The 17,968-nt window shown below is 65.8% G+C and carries 15 protein-coding genes; 6 read left to right on the forward strand and 9 right to left on the reverse strand.

All coding sequences use genetic code 11. From position 1 onward, the window contains the following. Positions 1-36 precede the first annotated feature (36 nt). Both Mschef_RS06785 and Mschef_RS06790 read left to right on the forward strand, forming a co-directional pair. Entirely contained in the window at positions 37-300 is a 264-nt protein-coding gene (locus Mschef_RS06785) for a type II toxin-antitoxin system TacA family antitoxin (RefSeq protein WP_081127089.1), read from the forward strand. A 3-nt stretch (positions 301-303) separates the two neighbouring features. After that, on the forward strand, positions 304-792 hold the full coding sequence (locus Mschef_RS06790; RefSeq protein WP_081127090.1) for a GNAT family N-acetyltransferase: 489 nt from the start codon (positions 304-306) through the stop codon (positions 790-792). Positions 793-947: 155 nt separating this feature from the next. Here Mschef_RS06790 and Mschef_RS06795 read toward each other — a convergent pair whose 3' ends face one another. From Mschef_RS06795 to parC, 8 genes are all read right to left on the reverse strand, one after another. Next, positions 948-2,807, reverse strand: a complete 1,860-nt coding sequence (locus Mschef_RS06795) for an ATP-binding cassette domain-containing protein (protein WP_081127091.1) — start codon at positions 2,805-2,807, stop codon at positions 948-950. A gap of 534 nt (positions 2,808-3,341) precedes the next feature. After that, the gene (locus Mschef_RS17185; protein ID WP_136256513.1) at positions 3,342-3,977 is read right to left on the reverse strand and encodes a cupredoxin domain-containing protein; all 636 of its coding nucleotides are present in this window, start codon (positions 3,975-3,977) and stop codon (positions 3,342-3,344) included. 219 nt (positions 3,978-4,196) lie between these two features. Then, complete coding sequence (locus Mschef_RS17190; RefSeq protein WP_136256512.1) at positions 4,197-4,373, reverse strand: penicillin acylase family protein; 177 nt, start codon at positions 4,371-4,373, stop codon at positions 4,197-4,199. An 86-nt stretch (positions 4,374-4,459) separates the two neighbouring features. Then, positions 4,460-4,840, reverse strand: coding sequence for a hypothetical protein (locus Mschef_RS06800; RefSeq protein WP_081127092.1), 381 nt, complete (start codon positions 4,838-4,840; stop codon positions 4,460-4,462). Beyond that, entirely contained in the window at positions 4,833-5,423 is a 591-nt protein-coding gene (locus Mschef_RS06805; protein ID WP_081127093.1) for an RNA polymerase sigma factor, read from the reverse strand. Before Mschef_RS06805 ends, Mschef_RS06800 begins: the two co-directional genes overlap by 8 nt. A gap of 22 nt (positions 5,424-5,445) precedes the next feature. Beyond that, positions 5,446-5,862 (reverse strand): DUF6249 domain-containing protein, encoded by a 417-nt coding sequence (locus tag Mschef_RS06810; protein WP_136256511.1) that lies wholly within the window; start codon positions 5,860-5,862, stop codon positions 5,446-5,448. 87 nt (positions 5,863-5,949) lie between these two features. After that, entirely contained in the window at positions 5,950-8,385 is a 2,436-nt protein-coding gene (locus Mschef_RS06815) for a penicillin acylase family protein (RefSeq protein WP_081127095.1), read from the reverse strand. Between the two features lie 1,134 nt (positions 8,386-9,519). After that, positions 9,520-11,760 (reverse strand): DNA topoisomerase IV subunit A, encoded by a 2,241-nt coding sequence (parC, locus tag Mschef_RS06820; RefSeq protein WP_081127096.1) that lies wholly within the window; start codon positions 11,758-11,760, stop codon positions 9,520-9,522. A gap of 115 nt (positions 11,761-11,875) precedes the next feature. Here parC and uvrB point away from each other — a divergent pair, with 115 nt between their 5' ends. After that, on the forward strand, positions 11,876-13,906 hold the full coding sequence (gene uvrB / locus Mschef_RS06825; protein WP_081127097.1) for an excinuclease ABC subunit UvrB: 2,031 nt from the start codon (positions 11,876-11,878) through the stop codon (positions 13,904-13,906). A gap of 4 nt (positions 13,907-13,910) precedes the next feature. Here the strand turns inward: uvrB and Mschef_RS06830 are convergent, their stop codons facing one another. Beyond that, positions 13,911-14,480 (reverse strand): N-acetylmuramoyl-L-alanine amidase, encoded by a 570-nt coding sequence (locus Mschef_RS06830; protein WP_081127098.1) that lies wholly within the window; start codon positions 14,478-14,480, stop codon positions 13,911-13,913. Between the two features lie 116 nt (positions 14,481-14,596). Between Mschef_RS06830 and Mschef_RS06835 the strand changes: the two genes are divergently transcribed. From Mschef_RS06835 to Mschef_RS06845, 3 genes are all read left to right on the forward strand, one after another. After that, positions 14,597-15,124: an alpha/beta hydrolase gene (locus tag Mschef_RS06835; protein WP_242426482.1), complete on the forward strand. Its 528-nt coding sequence runs from the start codon at positions 14,597-14,599 to the stop codon at positions 15,122-15,124. Next, positions 15,121-17,298 (forward strand): bifunctional 23S rRNA (guanine(2069)-N(7))-methyltransferase RlmK/23S rRNA (guanine(2445)-N(2))-methyltransferase RlmL, encoded by a 2,178-nt coding sequence (rlmKL, locus tag Mschef_RS06840; RefSeq protein ID WP_081127099.1) that lies wholly within the window; start codon positions 15,121-15,123, stop codon positions 17,296-17,298. Before Mschef_RS06835 ends, rlmKL begins: the two co-directional genes overlap by 4 nt. A gap of 82 nt (positions 17,299-17,380) precedes the next feature. After that, positions 17,381-17,956, forward strand: a complete 576-nt coding sequence (locus Mschef_RS06845; RefSeq protein ID WP_081127100.1) for a PXPV repeat protein — start codon at positions 17,381-17,383, stop codon at positions 17,954-17,956. Positions 17,957-17,968 lie beyond the last annotated feature (12 nt).

Raw genomic sequence — 17,968 nt, forward strand, 5'->3', positions numbered from 1 at the left:
GTGTACGGTATATTTCCGTACATAAGGAGACGTGCCATGACCGCCGCTGCCCGACTCGACCTGCGCTTGAACCCGACCGACAAGGATCGCATTGCTCGTGCGGCTGTTCTGCGTGGCGTGCTGCTGTCTGCTTTCGTGCGCGATGCTGCTTTGCGTGAAGCTGAAAGCGTGATGGCGGCGGCGCTTACCGTCACGCTGTCCCCGGCTGAATCGCGGCGCTTTCTTGCCGCGCTGGACAAGCCGTTCAAGCCCAATAACAAGCTCAAGAAGGCTATGGAGCGCGGTCTCGATTGGCGTTGACCCATGCTGATTGTCCAGCGCCTGGATGGAGCGTTTCATGACCGCGAAGCCTTCGACTGTGGCGAGCCGTCGCTGAACCAATATTTGCGTGCGCTTGCCACCCAGCATCGTCGTGCCGGCGTTGCCACCACGCACGTGCTGGTCGATGCCACGATGCCACCACGTATCCTCGGCTATTACTCGCTGGCCGCCGCACAGATGTCGCTGGTCGGAATGTCGGCAGCCGATCAGCGCCGGCTGCCGCGGTATCCGGTGCCGGTGGCTCGGCTTGCCCGTCTTGCCGTGACATTGCAGGAGCAAGGCCATGGTTTGGGCGAGGCGCTGCTGCAGGATGCCGTGAAGCGCTGCCTTGCGCTGCGCAGTGAACTCGGCATCCACGCGCTGTTGGTGGACGCTCTGCACGAGCGTGCGGCGGCGTTTTACCGCCAATATGGCTTTCGCGAAACCGCGGAACACGCCCTGACGTTGTACCTGCCACTAGGCAGGGGTTGAGAGGAGTTTTCTTGAATGCGGTAGAATTCGCGGAATTGCTGTCGGCCCGAAGCAGACGTTTCATGCTGAAATGCGACACCTGCTGGTCAACATGGCTCAACGCCCGCGGCAGGTTCAGCAGCGGCATCACGCGCAATCAAAGGTAGTGCAAGCGCCTAGCCGTCCAGTTCGGCCCAGTGCGCGTAGGCAGTGTCCAGTTCGGCTTGCAGCACGGCCAGCGCCGTGTTGGATTGCACGATCGCGCTGCTTGCTTGCTGGAAGAATGCCGGTTCATTCATCGCTGCCATCTGGCTGGCGATCTCGCTTTCCAGTTGTTCGATGCGCCCGGGCAACTGCTCCAGCTTGCGTTGGTCCTTGAAGCTGAGCTTGCGCTTTACTCTCGCCGGCGGGGTATCGACTTTCCCGGCGGGCTTGCCTGCACTTGGCGTGGCGCGTTGGGTGGCCGGGCGCTGGCGCAGCCAGTCGGTGTAACCGCCGACGTATTCACCGATCCGGCCCTGGCCTTCCAGCACCAGTGTGCTTGAGACGACGTTGTCGAGGAAAGCGCGGTCATGCGACACCAGCAGCAAGGTGCCCTTGTATTCAAGCAGCAACTCTTCCAGCAGTTCCAGCGTTTCCACATCGAGGTCGTTGGTCGGTTCGTCCATCACCAACAGGTTGGACGGTTGCGCGAACAACTTGGCCAACAGGAGGCGATTGCGCTCGCCGCCCGACAGGCGGGAGATGGGCGCACGCGCGCGGTCCGGCGAAAACAGGAAATCCTGCAGGTAGCCGATGATGTGCTTGCGCTGACCATTCAGCTCGATGAACTCGTGACCGCCAGCAACGTTGTCGATTGCATTGAGTGAGTCGTCCAGTTGCAGACGGTGCTGGTCGAAGTACGCGATCTGCGTTCCGGTGCCGAGATGGACGGTGCCATGTTGCGGAACCAACTCACCCAGCATGATTTTCAGCAGGGTGCTTTTGCCGGCGCCGTTCGGGCCGATGATGCCGATACGGTCGCCGCGCATCACCGCGGTGCTCAGGTCGTCGATCAGCACGCGGCCGTCGAAGCCATGGCTGACGTGCTTGAGGTCGATGACCTTCTTGCCTGAAGCGTGCGTGTGTCCCAGCGCCATCTTCACGTTGCCGGCAACGTCGCGTCGTTTCGACCGCTCGTTGCGCAGCGCCTGCAATGCGCGCACCCGGCCTTCATTTCGCGTGCGTCGCGCCTTGATGCCCTGGCGAATCCATACCTCTTCCCGCGCCAGCTTCTTGTCGAAGAGCGCATTGGCCTGGTTTTCCGCGTGCAGACGTTCCTCACGACGACGCAGGTAATTGTCGTAGTCGCCGGGCCAGTCGGTCACCATGCCGCGATCGATTTCGACAATGCGTGTGGCCAAGGCGCGCAGAAAAGTGCGGTCGTGCGAGATGAAGATGATGCTGCCTGCAAACTGCTTGAGGAAGGTTTGCAGCCAACTGATGGCCTCGATATCCAGATGGTTGGTGGGTTCGTCCAGCAGCAGGATGTCTGGCTTGCGGACCAGTGCTTGCGCCAGGAACGCGCGTCGTTTCATGCCGCCGGACAGCGCGGAAAATTCCATTTCACCGGGAAGTTCCAACTGGGTCAGTACGTCTTCAACGCGGCGATTCAGATCCCAGCCGTGCTGCGCTTCGATCTTCGCCTGGGCATCGCCCAGCGCGTCGAGGTCGCCGATGGCCAGCAGGTGTTGGTAGCGTGCCAGCAACCGGCCGAGGTCGCCTAACCCCTCCGCCACCACGTCGAACACGCTGCCAGCGGTGTCTTGCGGCACCTCTTGTGGCAGGCGCGCCATGACGATCCCGCTTTGCGCGCGCACCTCGCCGTCGTCGGCGCGCAGCTCGCCGCTGACCAGCTTCAGGAGGGTGGATTTGCCTTCGCCGTTGCGCCCGACGACACATACCCGTTCGTTCGCTTCGATGGATAAATCGACACGTTCGAGCAGGAGTGGGCCGCCGATGCTGAAGTCGACACGGTGCAATTGGACAAGGGACATCCGCTCATTGTAATGGCAGGTCCGCTGCAGGCTCTCCGGCTGGCGTCGTAACTAGCCGATCATGGCGTCGACAATCCAGGATCATTGCCCGGCCAAGAGCGCATGCCTGAGAACCTTGTGCAGGCGCATATCGCGAAAGGCCCTCTTGGTCCGCGTGCTCGCGGACGGATGCAACGGGCTGATCGGCAAGAAGTGCGGATTCTGTCCAGGTTGGCCTGATGTGCTCTTCGATGGTCGGCTTGATGTGGCGTGCAACGGGTGCTTTGAGCAGTAAGCCGTCATCGGAGCCAGTTGTCGGCATTGGCGGCAACCGGTCCTGACCGGACGTTGGTGACTGTCCAACTCAGCTCGAACTGCCTTCACGAAACGCGGGACGGTTCAAGGTCATGCGGCAAGCTCCGAATAAGTCACTTCACTTCGACAGCGGCGGCGTGGGAGGTTTCGCAAACTGCTCATCATAGGTAAGCGGCCACCTGATTGGCTGCAACAACTGGCAATGCGGAGGCAAGCTGCGCCCGTCGCTTGCCGCGCGTCTCACGGCACGACCACAAACTTTCCGTACATGCCAGTTTTCGCATGACCAGGCATTTGGCAAAAATAATAATAATAACCAGGTTTTTGCGGCGCATTGAATGTGGTCGTGTCAACGAAGTATTCAGATTTCTTGACAGATCGCAACGTGCGCGGCATTGTCATAGGTATTTCAGCGATCTGACCGGTCACAGGTACAGGTACAATTACTTTGTAGGGTGGCTTGGCGTGGCCAACGACCACCCCATGAATCATGCTTGCACCGTAATCCATGTTCAAAAGCGTCAATGTAATTCTTGCCCCAGCCGATACCTCGACTTCCGGATCGACAAGCTTATGAATTTCAAACGTCTGATCGGGTGACCCGGGTTCAACGGCGACCATCACAATGCGAATGTTATGCCCCATGAACTTGATGGTTTGGTGCTTTCTGCGGCCTATGCGGGTACCAGCTGAATTACTGTATTTAATCAGCGGTCGAGCCGTCTGATACGCAATCGGCTTGCCTGGCTTTGGAAGATGTTTCGGCATCGCTCCCATTTGCATGCTACCCGGGCCACCTGTGCCCACGGCAAAAACCAGTCCAGGCGCCAACCCGGCTATCACGCCCAGTGCGGCTATAGCAGTGACTATACGCATAACAGAGCGGTTCCAAAAGAAAGGTATTAAAACAACGCAGAGCTGCACAAACGGGACAAGTGACTGTTTGAGGTCGAAACATGTCCGTTACAGGCAATGAACCAGCACGGGCGAACTCCACTGCATGACGATGCGACCGGCATTGACGGTACATCCGCATTTTCGAGGGCGCAATATCATCAACCGCGCCATCGAGTCGCCCCAATCCAACCCTGCGCCTCAACGCCCACGCGCATCCGGCACCAGCAGCAGCGTGTGCTGTGCGTGTCCGGGCAGCAGCGGTGTCGGTCGACCCTTGGCCCACGCTTGCCAGCCGGCGTCGTAGTAGGGCGACGAGGGGTTGTCGCTCTGGCCGCCGGGCATGTGCAGGTAACTTTCGGCCAGATGCCTGGGCATGATGCCAAATTGCAGAGCCGCTGGTCACCGGATTTCGGCCTCGACGCAGGCATCGACGACCGGCGCCCGATCTGTTCGTTGGCGGATCAGGTCGACTCCCGTACTGGATCTTCCTGCCCCCATGGCCATGGCACATCCATACTGAAATACACACCCAGGCTCACGGCGGCGGCGACCACCAGACTTGGCCATGCAATTCCGATCGGAAGCGCCAGGACGCTTCCAGTCAGCAGATGCGGCTCAAGGCCCTGCATCAGCGTGCCGGTCAGCAGAACCGTCATCACGCCCAGTACGACGATCAAGTTGGGCAACGCCCAGCGCCAGGGTGACTCGGCGCGCTGGATGAGCAGGCGCACCATCACACGCGCCGTGAATCCGTCGTCATCAATGGGCTGCTGGCGCTCGGCATCGGCACGCAGCAGCGCCTCGATCGATTCGAATCCGCGGAGGTTTGTCGTGTCAGGCACGGAGGGGTTGTTCGTAAGGTGCATCGGAGACTCTCTTGTTCATGGACTCGCCCAAGTGATCGCGCAGCTTGCCCAGGGCTCTGTGGAGATGGGATTTCACCGTGCCCAGCGGACAGTTGAGGACGGTTGCCGCTTCCGCATGACTCAATCCAAGGTAGTAGCACTGCAGGATCGCGGCGCGCTCCGCCGGGCTCAAAATCAGCAGCGCGCGCTGGACTTCACCGTGTGCCACCCCATCCATGCTGGGCATGGAAGATGTGTCCTGGTTCTCGCTTTCGTCAAGGTTGGCGGCATGGGCCTCGGCCGCGCCTTTGGCACTGCGCACATGCATCAGATACGTGTTGTAGGCAATGCGATACAGCCAGGTGCCGAAGCCGGCCTCGCCGCGGAACCGAGGCAGGCTCTGCCAAGTACGCAGAAAGGTCTCCTGGGCCAGGTCATCGGCGAGCGCGCACTGGCCGCCGCTGAGGCGGCGTAACAGTGCGCGCACTGGACCCTGGTGGGCGCGCACCAATTCGGCAAAGGCGTTTCGATCACCTTGGCGCGCCAGATCGATCCGGCGCGCCTCGTCCGTGGTGGCCATGAGTACGTCGGATTCGTGCGCTTCAGGATGGAGTGGTTGTCGTATCAGGCGTGATTGTCGCTTTGGACTTGCGCCCCTCGATCACGGCGGCGAGGAGCAGCGCAAGACCGATCACCAGTGGAATCAGGCCGGCAGCCACCAGCGAGGTTTCGCCAAGGATCCATCCATAGAGCATCACCCCGATACCGGCCGCGGAGACGACAAGGCCGCCACGCAGCGGGGACTTGCCCGTACGGCGCCCGTTGAACAAGTCCGAATGGAAGAGCTCGGGCGGGATCGGCTGGCCAGTCTCGGCCAGTTTCATCAGCAGCTCTTGCTGCAACCGGGCGCGTCGGCTGGCATACATGATGCCGCCGATGATGGCGACGATCGGAATGCCAAATACGAAAATGATTCCGAAAATCGGAACCAGCATAGCGGTTGAGGCGGTGCTCCACATGGCAGGTCTCCAGGTGAGTGGTACTACTTAGATGCCGTTGCGGGCATTCTGGATGCAGGAAATTTTCGAAACATGCGCACGTGCATCTCACCTTCGCCGCGGAGCCGGCACCAGCAGCAGCGTGTGCTGCGCCGGTCCGGGCCGCAGCGGCGTGGCTTGACCCTTGGCCCAGGCTTGCCAGCCGGCGTCGTAGTAGGGCGACAAGGGGTTGTCGCTCTGGCCGCCGGGCATGTGCAGGTAACTTTCGGCCAGGTGCCCGGGCATGATGCCGAAGCGTTCCGAGGCACCGAAGGCGGGGGCTTGCACGCGTGGCATGTTGCTGTCGCCGGGCAGTTGCGTGCGCGGCTGATCGATCAACCAGCGCAGCGGCACGGGCAGCGCCGCGGACAGCGGGTGATCGATGCGCGTGGTGTTGCGCCGGCCCCAGGTTTGCGCGGCGATGCCGCCGGGTGCCTTGGCGAAATCATCAGCAACCTGCTGCGCGCAGTCGGCGAGCAGCGCGTCCCAGCTCGGATAGCGGCGATCGAGCAGCCACGGCGGGCGTTGTGTCACCAGTGTCCACACCGCGTATTCGCGGGTGTCGCCGCCGGGCCAGACGAAGTGCGGGTAACGCGCCTTGACGCGCGCCACGAAGGGCGCCAGCACGGCTTCGATGACCTTCTCGCGGAAGGCGCGCGCGGCGTGGTAGGCCACGCTGTCGATGCCGGCGCGGCCGCTCCAGGTCTGCGTGGCGGCGGCCAGCGCGCGCAGTCGCGGTGGCTGCGGATTCTGCGTGAGCGTGTCGCGCAGCAGGCCGTACCAGTGCTGCATGAACACGGCGCGGTCGTCGAGCTGGATGTCGAGCATGTCCTGCGGGCTGAAGCGCTGGCGCGCGTTCAAGTCATCGCGCAGTTGCTGCGCGCGCGCGCCGAGGTCGTAGCCGCCGTTGCCTTCCAGCGCCAGCGCGGCGCCGCCGAGCACGCGATTGTTGGCGGTCCACAGGCGGCCATCGGGCGGATCGACGATGCGCGGATAGTCGGCCGGCGCCAGCCAGCCCGTCCAGCCCACGCCAGGCTGCGAGAAATCGGCGGGCAGGTTCGCATCAAAACCCCGCCGCAGCGGGATCGCGTCGCCGGCGAGGGTCCAGCCGATGTGGCCCTGCGCGTCGCCGACGATGAAGTTCTGCGGCGGGATGCCCAGGGTCGGCGCGATCGCCAGCGCCTGATCGACGCTGGTCGCGGTCTCAAGGTGCAGCAGATCGAGATTGACCGCGCGCGGATGCAGCGCGATCCAGTCCATGGCCAGCGGCGTGCCGTGCGGGCCATGCGCCATGATCGGTCCCCAGATCGTGTCGCGCACGATCAGTGGCACCGGCTTGGCGCCGGCCACCTCGATCACCTCGTGATGCACGCGCAGCGTGGCCCAGCCGCCGGGCACGCGGTAGCGCGCGGGATCGGCGGGATCGCGCCGCACGCGCACCCAGTCGCGCCACTTGCCGTAGCTGTCGGTGAAGCCCCAGGCGATATGGCCATTGGTGCCGGCCACCAGCAGCGGCGCGCCGGGCAGGGTGACGCCGTCGAGCGTGATTTCGCGCGCGCGATCGGCGGGGTCGGGATAGCGCAATTCGGCGCGATACCAGATGTTGGGCACGCCCAGGCCGAGGTGCATGTCGTTGGCGACGATGGCCGCGCCGCTGGCGGTGAGCTGGCCGCTCACGGCGAAACTGTTGCTGCCGATCACCGCGTGCTCATGCAAGGCCGTGGCCAGCGCCGCGGCTTGCAGCGCGGGCGCCGGCGGCGCGCTGCGCAGATCGAACACGCTGGCGTCGGGCAAGGGCACCGGCGTCGACGGCATGCCTTGCAGCGGGGCTTCCCAGCGCGGGTCAGGCGCGGTCAGGAACGCGACCAGTGGCTCCGGCAGCACCACTTGCAGGCGTGCGCGCTGCACGGCATTGAAGCGCGGCGTGGTCAGGTCCAGGTACATGGCATCGACGACGAGGATGCTGTCCGCCGGCGTCCACGGTCGCGGTTTCTTGCGCAGCAACAGGTATTCCCAGGGACGCACGTCCAGCGCGTCGAGTCCGGCGTTGACGCCGCGCGCGTAGGCATCGAGCAGGCCGCGCTGGTCCGCCGGCAGTTGCGCGACGATGCGCTGCGCCAGCGCGCGGAAGCGGTACGCACGGTTGGCGCGATCGAGCTTCAGCGCCGCCGGCCCGACCAGCGCGGACAGCTCGCCAGCGGCGGCGCGGCGCATCAGGTCCATCTCGAAAAAGCGTTCCTGACCGTGCACGAAGCCCAGCGCATAGGCGAGGTCGATGCGGTTGCGCGCGCTGATGCGCGCGACTCCCAGCGCATCGCGTTGCACTTGCACCGGCGCGGCCAGGCCGGGCAGCACTTGGTGCCCATCCAGGCGTGGGCGGCTGCCGGCCAGCAGCAGCCACGCCGCGGCGAACGCCAGCAACAGCAGCGCCAGCAGTGCGGTGGCGCTCCAGCCCAGGCGTCGGCGCCAGCGCGCGCGTGGTGTGGTGTTTGCCGTGGCGTTCATGTGGATGGAGTTCCCGTGCACTGCGCGCAAGTGTGTCATGCGTCTTGTGCCAGCGTGGTTGCGCTGCAGCGATGGAGATTTCACGTGCCAATAGCTTGACCGTTGGCGCGCATCCCGCGCGAACGAGGCTTGTGTGCGTTGCGTGGCAGGTCGTTGTGTTCCATGCCGTTGCCACCGCGCGTTGTCATCCTTAGCATCGCGAAGGATCTCGCTGTGGCGCTTGCGCTGACTCTGGCGCGTGGACGATCGCTCTTGCGCGTGGCATCGCAAGCTTGCCCTGTTCCGTGCGGACGCCGCCGCGCGGGTTACTTTCCTCTTGGGGAAAGTAACCAAAGCCGTCCACGCGACGGCCTGCGCCCCGCTGCGCGGGGTGCCCTGCGCTGCTCACCGGGCGCCTTGTCCGCTTTCGCATCCTGCTTCGCAGCCAAGCCCGGCCCGCGCCATCCCGGCGCGTGCGCGCAGCGCATACGCTGCGCCCGGCGCGAACTCGTCCATCCCTGGGCTCGAACAGGCGCGCCTTGCTCTCGCGCCCGACTGCGCTGCTCGGCGCTGGCCAACGCTGGCAACGGCAACAGCAACGGCCACGGCAACGGCAACAGCAACAGCGCGAGCATGCGCTGGCCTTGGTTCTTGATCTTCATCCCCCTTCGGCAGCAGCGGGACTGCGCGGGACGAGCACGAAGTGTGAGCGCGCGGGGTGAGGCAGCCACGGCTGCCGAACGCCCGCAACACGATGTTGCGGGCCGGACGATCCGGCCCGTGCAGGATGCACGGACCGAGATCGCGCTCACGCGCCGTAGGCCAGGGATGGCCATCGGCGCGCCCCGCACAGGCACGCGGACCCGCGCAGCGGGCGCTGTGGTCGGGGTCGGCTTTCTTTGGTTCCTTTTCTTTGCCGACCCAAAGAAAGGAACCCGCGCGGCGGCAGCCGCACGGAACAAGGGAGCCTTGCCAAGCCCAGCGCAAGAACGGTCGTTCACGTACAACGCATGCCAAGCAGGTGCGAACCCTCACCCGGCGCTGCGCGCCCCCTCTCCCGAGGGGAGAGGGGAGAAGAACAGGCGTTGAGGCGCACCCTCACCAGGCGCTGCGCGCCAACATCTCCCATCGGGAGAGGCAGCGAATCGCCGCCGTTCAGTCCGTCACGGCCTCGATGCGATCCACCCCGCGCAGCCCGCGTGGCAACAGACCGCCGCGGCTGGCGCGCGCGCCGCCGTAGGCAACCAGGTCCGACCACTTCAGGCCGAGCTTGCGCTGGCCGGCATACAGCGTGATGGCGCCGCCTTCGGCCACCACCGCGATGCCGACCACGGTTTCGCCCTCGCTGCCGCGCTTGGCCTTGGGAATCTCGATGAGCTTGAGGCCCTTGCCGCGTTCAAGCTCGGGCAGTTCGGCCACCGAAAACATCAGCAGATGGCCGGCGCTGGTGGCCACGACGATGCGGTCGCGCGCGCTGTCCTGCACGTGCGCTGGTTCCAGCACGCGTGCGCCGTCGTCGAGGTTGATCACTTGCTTGCCGGCCTTGTTGCGCCCGCTGAGTGCCTCGAGCGTGGCGACGAAACCGTAGCCGGCGCTACTGGCCAGCACCAGCTTCTGTTGCGTCTCACCCAGTGTCAGCGCCTGCACCTGCGCGCCGGCGGGCAGGGTGAAGCGTCCGGTCAGTGGCTCGCCGTTGCCGCGTGCCGAGGGCAGGGTGTGCGCAGGCGTGCTGTAGCTGCGTCCGCTGCTGTCGATGAAGATCGCCTGCTGCGTACTGCGTCCGCGCGCGGCGGCGAGAAAACCATCGCCCTCGCGGTAGCCCAGTGCGGCGGCATCCACGTCGTGCCCCTTGGCGGCGCGCACCCAGCCTTTTTCGCTGAGCACCACGGTCACCGGCTCGGCGGTGATCAGCGCGCTCTGCTCCAGCGCCTGCGCGGCCTGGCGCTCGATCAGCGGGCTGCGGCGCGCGTCGCCGTATTTTTCGGCGTCACTGCGCAACTCGTCGCGGATCAGTCCGCGCAGCTTGGCCGGCGACTTCAGCAGTACGTTGATGCGCGCGCGTTCCTGCTCGAGCTGGTCGCGCTCGGCGTTGAGCTTCATCTCCTCCAGCCGCGCCAGTTGCCGCAGGCGCGTTTCCAGGATGTAGTCGGCCTGCACCTCGCTGAGCGCGAAGCGCTGCATCAGCACCGGCTTGGGTTCGTCCTCGCTGCGCACGATGCGGATCACCTCGTCCACATTCAGGAACACCACGCGCAGGGCTTCGAGCAGGTGCAGGCGATGCTCGATCTTGTCCAGGCGGTGGCTCAGGCGCCGCGTGACCGTGTCGATGCGGAAGCGCAGCCACTCGCCGAGGATGGCGCGCAGGTTTTTCACCTGCGGCTTGCCGTCGAGGCCGATCACGTTGAGGTTGACGCGGAAGCTCTTTTCCAGGTCCGTGGTGGCGAACAGGTGCTGCATCAGCTCGTCGGCGTCGACGCGATTCGAGCGCGGCACCAGGACCAGGCGGATGGGTTTCTCGTGGTCGGATTCGTCGCGCAGGTCTTCCAGCAGCGGCAGCTTCTTGGCGCGCATTTGCGCGGCGATCTGTTCGAGGACCTTGGCCGGCGAAACCTGGTAGGGCAGCGCGGTGATGACGATATTGGCGTCCTCGCGCGTGTACACCGCACGCGCGCGCACCGAGCCGTTGCCGCTGGCGTACAGGGCGCGCAGTTCGTGGCGCGGCGTGATGATCTCGGCGGCGGTGGGGAAATCCGGTCCGCGCACGTGCTCGCACAGGTCGTCGAGCGTGGCGTCCGGATCTTCCAGCAGGCGGATGCAGGCGCTGACCACCTCGCGCAGGTTGTGCGGCGGAATATCAGTGGCCATGCCCACGGCGATGCCGGTGGCGCCATTGAGCAGGATGTTCGGCACCCGCGCCGGCAGCCACGAAGGCTCCTGCAGCGTGCCGTCGAAATTGGGCGTCCATTCCACCGTGCCCTGGCCGAGCTCGCCGAGCAGCAGTTCGGCGAAGGGCGTCAGCCGCGATTCGGTGTAGCGCATCGCGGCGAAACTTTTCGGGTCGTCCGGCGAGCCGAAGTTGCCCTGGCCGTTGATCAGCGGGTAGCGGTACGAGAACGGCTGCGCCATCAGCACCATGGCTTCGTAGCAGGCGCTGTCGCCGTGCGGGTGGAACTTGCCGATCACGTCGCCGACGGTGCGCGCCGATTTCTTCGGCTTTGCGGTGGCGTCCAGGCCCAGCTCGCTCATCGCGTAGATGATGCGCCGCTGCACCGGCTTGAGGCCGTCGCCGAGAAAGGGCAGGGCACGATCCAGCACCACGTACATCGAATAATCGAGGTAGGAGCGCTCGGCGAAGTCCTTGAGCGGGATCTGTTCGAAATTGGGCTGCGTGTTCATGCCGGCAACTGCGAGGCCCGACGCGGGCGAGGCCGGCATTATAGGGAGCGGGCACGCCACGCCATGCCGCCGTCTGCACGGAGCGTGCACCGGCGCGGGTTAAACTGGCGCGACGATGAGCGACCTTTTCGAACTCGTGGCACCGTACCAGCCGGCCGGCGACCAGCCCGAGGCCATCCGTCGCCTCAGCGCCGGTTTCGAGGCCGGGCTGGCGCACCAGACCCTGCTCGGCGTGACCGGCTCGGGCAAGACCTACACCATCGCCAGCGTGGTGGCGCTGGTGCAGAAACCCACCCTGGTGATCGCGCACAACAAAACTCTCGCCGCGCAGTTGTACGGCGAGTTCAAGGCATTTTTCCCGCACAACGCGGTCGAGTATTTCGTCAGCTACTACGACTACTACCAGCCCGAGGCCTACGTGCCGTCCTCGGACACGTACATCGAGAAGGACGCCAGCCGCAACGAGCACATCGAGCAGATGCGCCTGTCCGCGACCAAGGCGTTGCTGGAACGCAAGGATGCGCTGATCGTGGCCACGGTGTCGTCGATCTATGGCCTGGGCGATCCGAACGAATACTTCCGCATGGTGCTGCATCTGGTGCGCGGCGATCGCATCGACCAGCGCGAGCTGATCCGGCGTCTCACCGAGATGCAGTACACGCGCAACGAGATGGACCTGCGCCGCGGCAGCTACCGCGTGCGCGGCGAGGTGGTGGACGTGTTTCCGGCCGAGAACGACGCGCACGCGCTGCGCATCGAGCTGTTCGACGGCGAGATCGAAAACCTCGCCGAGTTCGATCCGCTCACCGGCGAAACGCTGCGCCGGCTGCCGCGCTGCACGGTGTTCCCCGGCTCGCACTACGTCAGCACGCGGCGCACCGTGCTGCAGGCCATCGACACCATCAAGGAAGAATTGCGCGAACGCCTCGAACAGCTTTACGCCACGGGGCGGCTGGTCGAGGCGCAGCGCCTGCAGCAGCGCACCCAGTACGACCTGGAGATGCTGGCCGAGGTCGGCTACTGCAACGGCGTGGAGAACTATTCGCGCCATCTCACCGGGCACATGCCCGGCGAGCCGCCACCGTGCCTGTACGACTATCTGCCCGCCGACGCGCTGCTGGTGGTGGACGAATCGCACGTCACCATCCCGCAGCTCGGGGCGATGTACAAGGGCGACCGCTCGCGCAAGGAGACTCTGGTGGAGTTCGGTTTCCGCCTGCCTTCGGCGCTGGACAACCGGCCGCTGAAGTTCGAAGAATGGGAGCGCCGCGCGCCGCGCACCATCTTCGTCTCCGCCACGCCCGCGCGCTACGAGCTGGAGCATTCGCGTGGCGAGGTCGTCGAACTGGTGGTGCGTCCCACCGGGCTGGTCGATCCACTGATCGAGGTGCGCCCGGCGCGTACCCAGATCGACGACCTGCTCGGCGAGATTCGCGCGCGCGTGGCGCTGGGCGACCGCGTGCTGGTGACCACGCTGACCAAGCGCATGGCCGAGAACCTCACCGAATTCCTCGACGAGCACGGCGTGCGCGTGCGCTATCTGCATGCCGACGTGGAAACCGTGGAGCGCGTCGAGATCATCCGCGACCTGCGTCTGGGTGCGTTCGACGTGCTGGTCGGCATCAACCTGCTGCGCGAGGGCCTGGACATGCCCGAGGTGTCGTTGGTGGCGGTGCTGGATGCCGACAAGGAAGGTTTTCTGCGTTCGACCACCGCGCTGATCCAGACCATCGGTCGCGCCGCGCGCAACCTGCGTGGCACCGCGATTCTCTACGGCGATCGCATCACGCCCTCGATGCAGGCGGCGATCGACGAAACCGCGCGCCGCCGCGGCAAGCAGGCCGAGTACAACGCCGCGCACGGCATCACCCCGCGCAGCGTGAGCAGCGCGGTGCGCGACATCATGGAAGGTGCGCGCGACGCGGCGCCGATGCCGGGCCGGCGTGGACGCACGCGTGGCGCCGAGGCACAGGCTGCGCAGCAGTTGCACGCGGTGCGCGAGGCGCTGCCGCCGGCACAGCGTGACAGCGAGATCAAGCGTCTCGAAGCCGCCATGCTGCTGCACGCCGAGAATCTGGAGTTCGAGGAAGCCGCGCAGCTGCGCGATGCGATCGCGCGCCTGCGCCAGGCGCACCCGGCGGCGTAGAGCATCAGTCTTGCGTCGTGGCGGGATGCAGGCGCTGCAATGGCAGATCGTGCAGTGCCCAATCCCATGGAAATCGCGGTCCCGGATCGCGCTTGCGCCACACGCTGAGTTGCGCATTGTCGCTGGCCGGCACGCGCTCGCGGTCGAGATCCTCGTGGCCGGCGATGGCGCGCAGATTCGGCAGGTGCGCATGCAGGTCGAGCAGCAGCGTGCGCAGCGCGTCGATCTGCGCTTCGGAGTACGCCTCGGCCATGTCCTGGTGGCGGCTGTCCAGCCAGTGCGGCCAGCGCCCGCGGTTGATCAGCTCGATGCCGATTGAATGTTCGTTGTGGCCGCGTACGTGGTGCGCCACGCGCGCGTCGGGTACGAAGCCATAGCTGCGCCCGTCGCGGTCGATGTAATAGTGGCCGCTGTTGCCGGCGCCACTGGCATACAGCACGCGCTCGCCATACTCGCGCGCGCTGGCCAGATCGGGCAGCTCGGTACAATGCAGCACGATCAGGTCGATGGCCGTGAGCGCGCGCGGCGCCAGCGCTTCGACATAGTGCAGGGGCCAATGGATCACGTCGCTCATCGTCCCTAGTGTCGCATGCGATGGGGCTCGCGCGGCGCCTGATACCATCGTGTTTTGCCGATGCCGATGGGCCGTGTCGCGATGCGTAGTCGCTGTATTGATGTTGGAGCCTGGACTTGAGCGCGGCGCAAGGGTGCGTGGTGCTTTCGCACGGCATGGACAGCGGCCCGCAGGCGACCAAGGTCAGCGCGCTGGCCGTGGCGGCGGCGGCCTGCGGTTGGCGCAGCGTGCGCATGGACTATCGCGATCTGGATGCACACGGGCTGGCCGCGGCGGTGGCGCCGCGCATCGCGCGGCTGCGTGCCGCCGTGCCGCGCGACGCGCGTTGCGTGCTGGTGGGCTCGAGTTTTGGTGCCTTTGTGTCGGGCCTGGTGGCATGCGATCGCGCGGTGGCAGGTGTCTTCCTGCTGGCTACGCCGCCGCTGATTCCTGGCTACGCGCAGGCTTTCGCCTTGCCCGAAGGCACGCCGGCCTGCCTGGTGCATGGCTGGCGCGATGAGGTGTGCCCGGTCGAGGCGATGTTCAATGTGGCGCGCGCTTATCGCGCCGAGATGCTGCTGCTGGACGATGATCACCGCCTGGGCGCGCATGTCGATATCATCGCCGCGCAGTTCGCGCGATTTCTGGCGCGCATCGCCGCATGAGCACGCTGTTCATCACCTGCGCCAAAGGGCTGGAAGAACTGCTGCGCGATGAGCTGACCCGGCTGGGGCTGGCACAGGCGCGCGCCACGGTGGCTGGCGTGCATCTGGCGGGCGGACTGGAGGCGGCGTATCGCGTTTGCCTATATTCGCGTCTGGCCAGCCGCGTGCTGTTGCCGCTGGCGCAGTTCGCTGCCGAAGATGCGCGCGCCCTGCACGCCGGCGTGCAGGGCATCGACTGGTCCGCGCTGCTGGCACCCGAAGGCAGCCTGACGGTCGACGCCAACCTCAGTCAGAGCACGCTGACACACAGCCAGTTCGCCGCGCAGACGGTCAAGGATGCCATCGTCGATCAATTTCGCGACGCGTATGGCGTGCGTCCCAGCGTGGACCGCGAGCAGCCCGACGTGCGCGTGAATCTGCACCTGCGTCGCGATCAGGCGGCGCTGTCGCTGGACTTGTCCGGCGCACCGCTGCATCAGCGCGGCTGGCGGTTGCAGCAAGGCGCCGCGCCGCTCAAGGAAAACGTTGCCGCAGCCATGCTGCTGCGCGCGCGCTGGCCCGAAACCTATGCCGCCGGCGGCGTGCTTTTCGATCCGATGTGCGGCTCCGGCACGCTGCTGATCGAGGGTGCGTTGATGGCTGCTGGGGTTGCGCCAGGGCTCACGCGCGCGCGCTTCGGCTTCGAGTGTTGGCGCGGCCACGATGCCGCGCTGTGGCAGCACTTGCGCGCGGATGCCGAACAGGCCGCGCGGGTTGGACTGACCGCGCTGCGCCCGGTGTTTCACGGCCGCGATCGCGACCCGGACGCGCTGACCGCCACGCGCGGCAATGCGCAGCGCGCCGGTGTGGCGGGTTTCATCCAGCTCGAGCGTGGCGACGTGGCGCATATGCTGCCGCCGGTCGCGGGCGCCAGCGGCCTGCTGGTCGGCAACCCGCCCTACGGCGAGCGCCTGGGCGAGATGCCCGAGGTACTGGCGCTGTACCGCATGCTGGGCGAGCGCCTGCGCGCCGGCTTCGGCGGCTGGCGCGCGGCGCTGCTGTTCGGCGAGCAGGGTGATGGCCACATGCTGGGCCTCAAGCCGGAGCGCAGTCAGCGCCTGTATAACGGCGCGCTGGCCTGCAACCTGCTGCAGTTCAGCGTGCACGCCGAGCGCGTACAGCGCACGCCAGCGCCGTTGACGGAGCAGGTATCGATGCTGGTCAACCGCCTGCACAAGCGCGAGCAGCATCTGCGCAAACGCCTGCAGCGCGAAGGCATTGACTGCTACCGCCTGTACGATGCCGATCTGCCCGAATACGCCGCGGCGATCGACGTGTACCCCGCGCGCGCGATCGACGGCGACGCCGCTGCCGCCGATCCGGATGCACCGCTGCAGCGCTGGCTGCACGTGCAGGAATATCAGGCGCCCGCCGAAATCGAGCCTGGCCTGGCCGCGCGCCGCCTGCAGGATTTGCTGCACGCCGCCGCGCATGAGCTGGTGGTGCCGCGCGCGCGCATCGCCATGAAAACCCGCGCGCGCGGTCATGGCGGCGCGCGCTACGGTCACCTGGATGCGCGCGCGCACTGGCTGGAGGTACAGGAGGGCGGGCTGTTTTTCCGGGTCAACCTGTTCGATTACCTGGATACAGGCCTGTTCCTCGACCACCGCAACGTGCGCGGGCGGTTGCGGGCATTGGCCGCCGGCCAGCAGGTGTTGAATCTGTTTGCCTACACCGGCACCGGCAGCGTGTATGCGGCTGCAGGCGGCGCACTGGGTACGACCAGCGTGGACTTGTCGGCCACCTATCTCGAATGGGCGACATGGAATCTGCTGCGCAACGGTTTTCGCGGCAGCGCGCACCGACTGGTGCAAGCCGACGCGCGCGCGTTCCTGGCGGCCGATACGCGGCGTTATGGCGTGATTTATGTCGACACCCCGACGTTTTCCAACTCCAAGCGCGCCGATGATTTCGACGTGCAGCGCGATCATGTGGACTTGCTGCGCGCCTGCGCGGCGCATCTGACGCCGGATGGGGTGATCGTGTTTTCCAACAATTTCAGGCGCTTCAAGCTGGATGCCGAAGCACTGGCGACGAGCGGGCTTGGCGTCGAGGACTGGAGCGCGCCGAGCGTGCCGTTTGATTTCGAGCGGCGCAGCAACATCCACGGCTGCTGGTTGCTGCGCGTGCGTTGACACGCAGTGTGCACTGCATCGAAACCGGTTCAGTGATGGCTCAGAGCCGGGGCATGACGATGCGCACACACGGGAGAACGCCATGAACGCATCCTCAAACAACACACGTCGTCCGGGGCTGGTGCTGATCGCGATGTTGCTGCTGCTGGCCGCGCCGCTGGCCATGGCCGGCAACCTCGGTTTCAGCCTTGGCCTGTTCGGACCGGGTTTCGGCATCGGCTATTCGGGCTGCACGCATTGCCGCGGCAATGGCTTCGTCAGCGCCTACGTCAACTCGGGTTGGGGCTGGGGTGGGCGCGGCTATGGGGGCGGCTATTACGAGGGTGGTTACGGTGGCTACTACCCTGCACCGGTTTATTACCAGCCCGCGCCGGTCTACTACCAGCGTGTCTATCGGGAGCCGGTGGTCGAGCGCGTCTACACCACGCGTTATTACTCGTCGGATGATGGTTGGCGCGGCCGGGCATGGCGCGAGGGTGACCGCGGCTACTGGCGCGACGAGGGTGGGCGCGGCTATCGCGGCGAGTGGCGTGGTGGTCGCGATCACGGCTATTGGCGTGATCAGGGCCGGCGCGATGAAGGGCGCGGGGGCCGTGATCACCGCGGCGGTGATCACGGCTACTGGCGCGATCGCAACGGCGACGGCGGACGTCATTGATTCGAGGGCTGC

The sequence above is a fragment of the Metallibacterium scheffleri genome, assembly GCF_002077135.1.
In the GTDB taxonomy this organism is placed as follows: Bacteria; Pseudomonadota; Gammaproteobacteria; order Xanthomonadales; family Rhodanobacteraceae; genus Metallibacterium; species Metallibacterium scheffleri.

Bases quoted from the DNA above. Each gene is read 5' to 3' on its own strand.
- Mschef_RS06785 (WP_081127089.1), top strand. From the start codon at position 37: ATGACCGCCGCTGCCCGACTCGACCTGCGCTTGAACCCGACCGACAAG.
- Mschef_RS06790 (WP_081127090.1), top strand. From the start codon at position 304: ATGCTGATTGTCCAGCGCCTGGATGGAGCGTTTCATGACCGCGAAGCC.
- Mschef_RS06795 (WP_081127091.1), bottom strand. From the start codon at position 2,807: ATGTCCCTTGTCCAATTGCACCGTGTCGACTTCAGCATCGGCGGCCCA.
- Mschef_RS17185 (WP_136256513.1), bottom strand. From the start codon at position 3,977: ATGCGTATAGTCACTGCTATAGCCGCACTGGGCGTGATAGCCGGGTTG.
- Mschef_RS17190 (WP_136256512.1), bottom strand. From the start codon at position 4,373: ATGCCCAGGCATCTGGCCGAAAGTTACCTGCACATGCCCGGCGGCCAG.
- Mschef_RS06805 (WP_081127093.1), bottom strand. From the start codon at position 5,423: ATGGCCACCACGGACGAGGCGCGCCGGATCGATCTGGCGCGCCAAGGT.
- Mschef_RS06810 (WP_136256511.1), bottom strand. From the start codon at position 5,862: ATGTGGAGCACCGCCTCAACCGCTATGCTGGTTCCGATTTTCGGAATC.
- Mschef_RS06815 (WP_081127095.1), bottom strand. From the start codon at position 8,385: ATGAACGCCACGGCAAACACCACACCACGCGCGCGCTGGCGCCGACGC.
- parC (WP_081127096.1), bottom strand. From the start codon at position 11,760: ATGAACACGCAGCCCAATTTCGAACAGATCCCGCTCAAGGACTTCGCC.
- uvrB (WP_081127097.1), top strand. From the start codon at position 11,876: ATGAGCGACCTTTTCGAACTCGTGGCACCGTACCAGCCGGCCGGCGAC.
- Mschef_RS06830 (WP_081127098.1), bottom strand. From the start codon at position 14,480: ATGAGCGACGTGATCCATTGGCCCCTGCACTATGTCGAAGCGCTGGCG.
- rlmKL (WP_081127099.1), top strand. From the start codon at position 15,121: ATGAGCACGCTGTTCATCACCTGCGCCAAAGGGCTGGAAGAACTGCTG.
- Mschef_RS06845 (WP_081127100.1), top strand. From the start codon at position 17,381: ATGAACGCATCCTCAAACAACACACGTCGTCCGGGGCTGGTGCTGATC.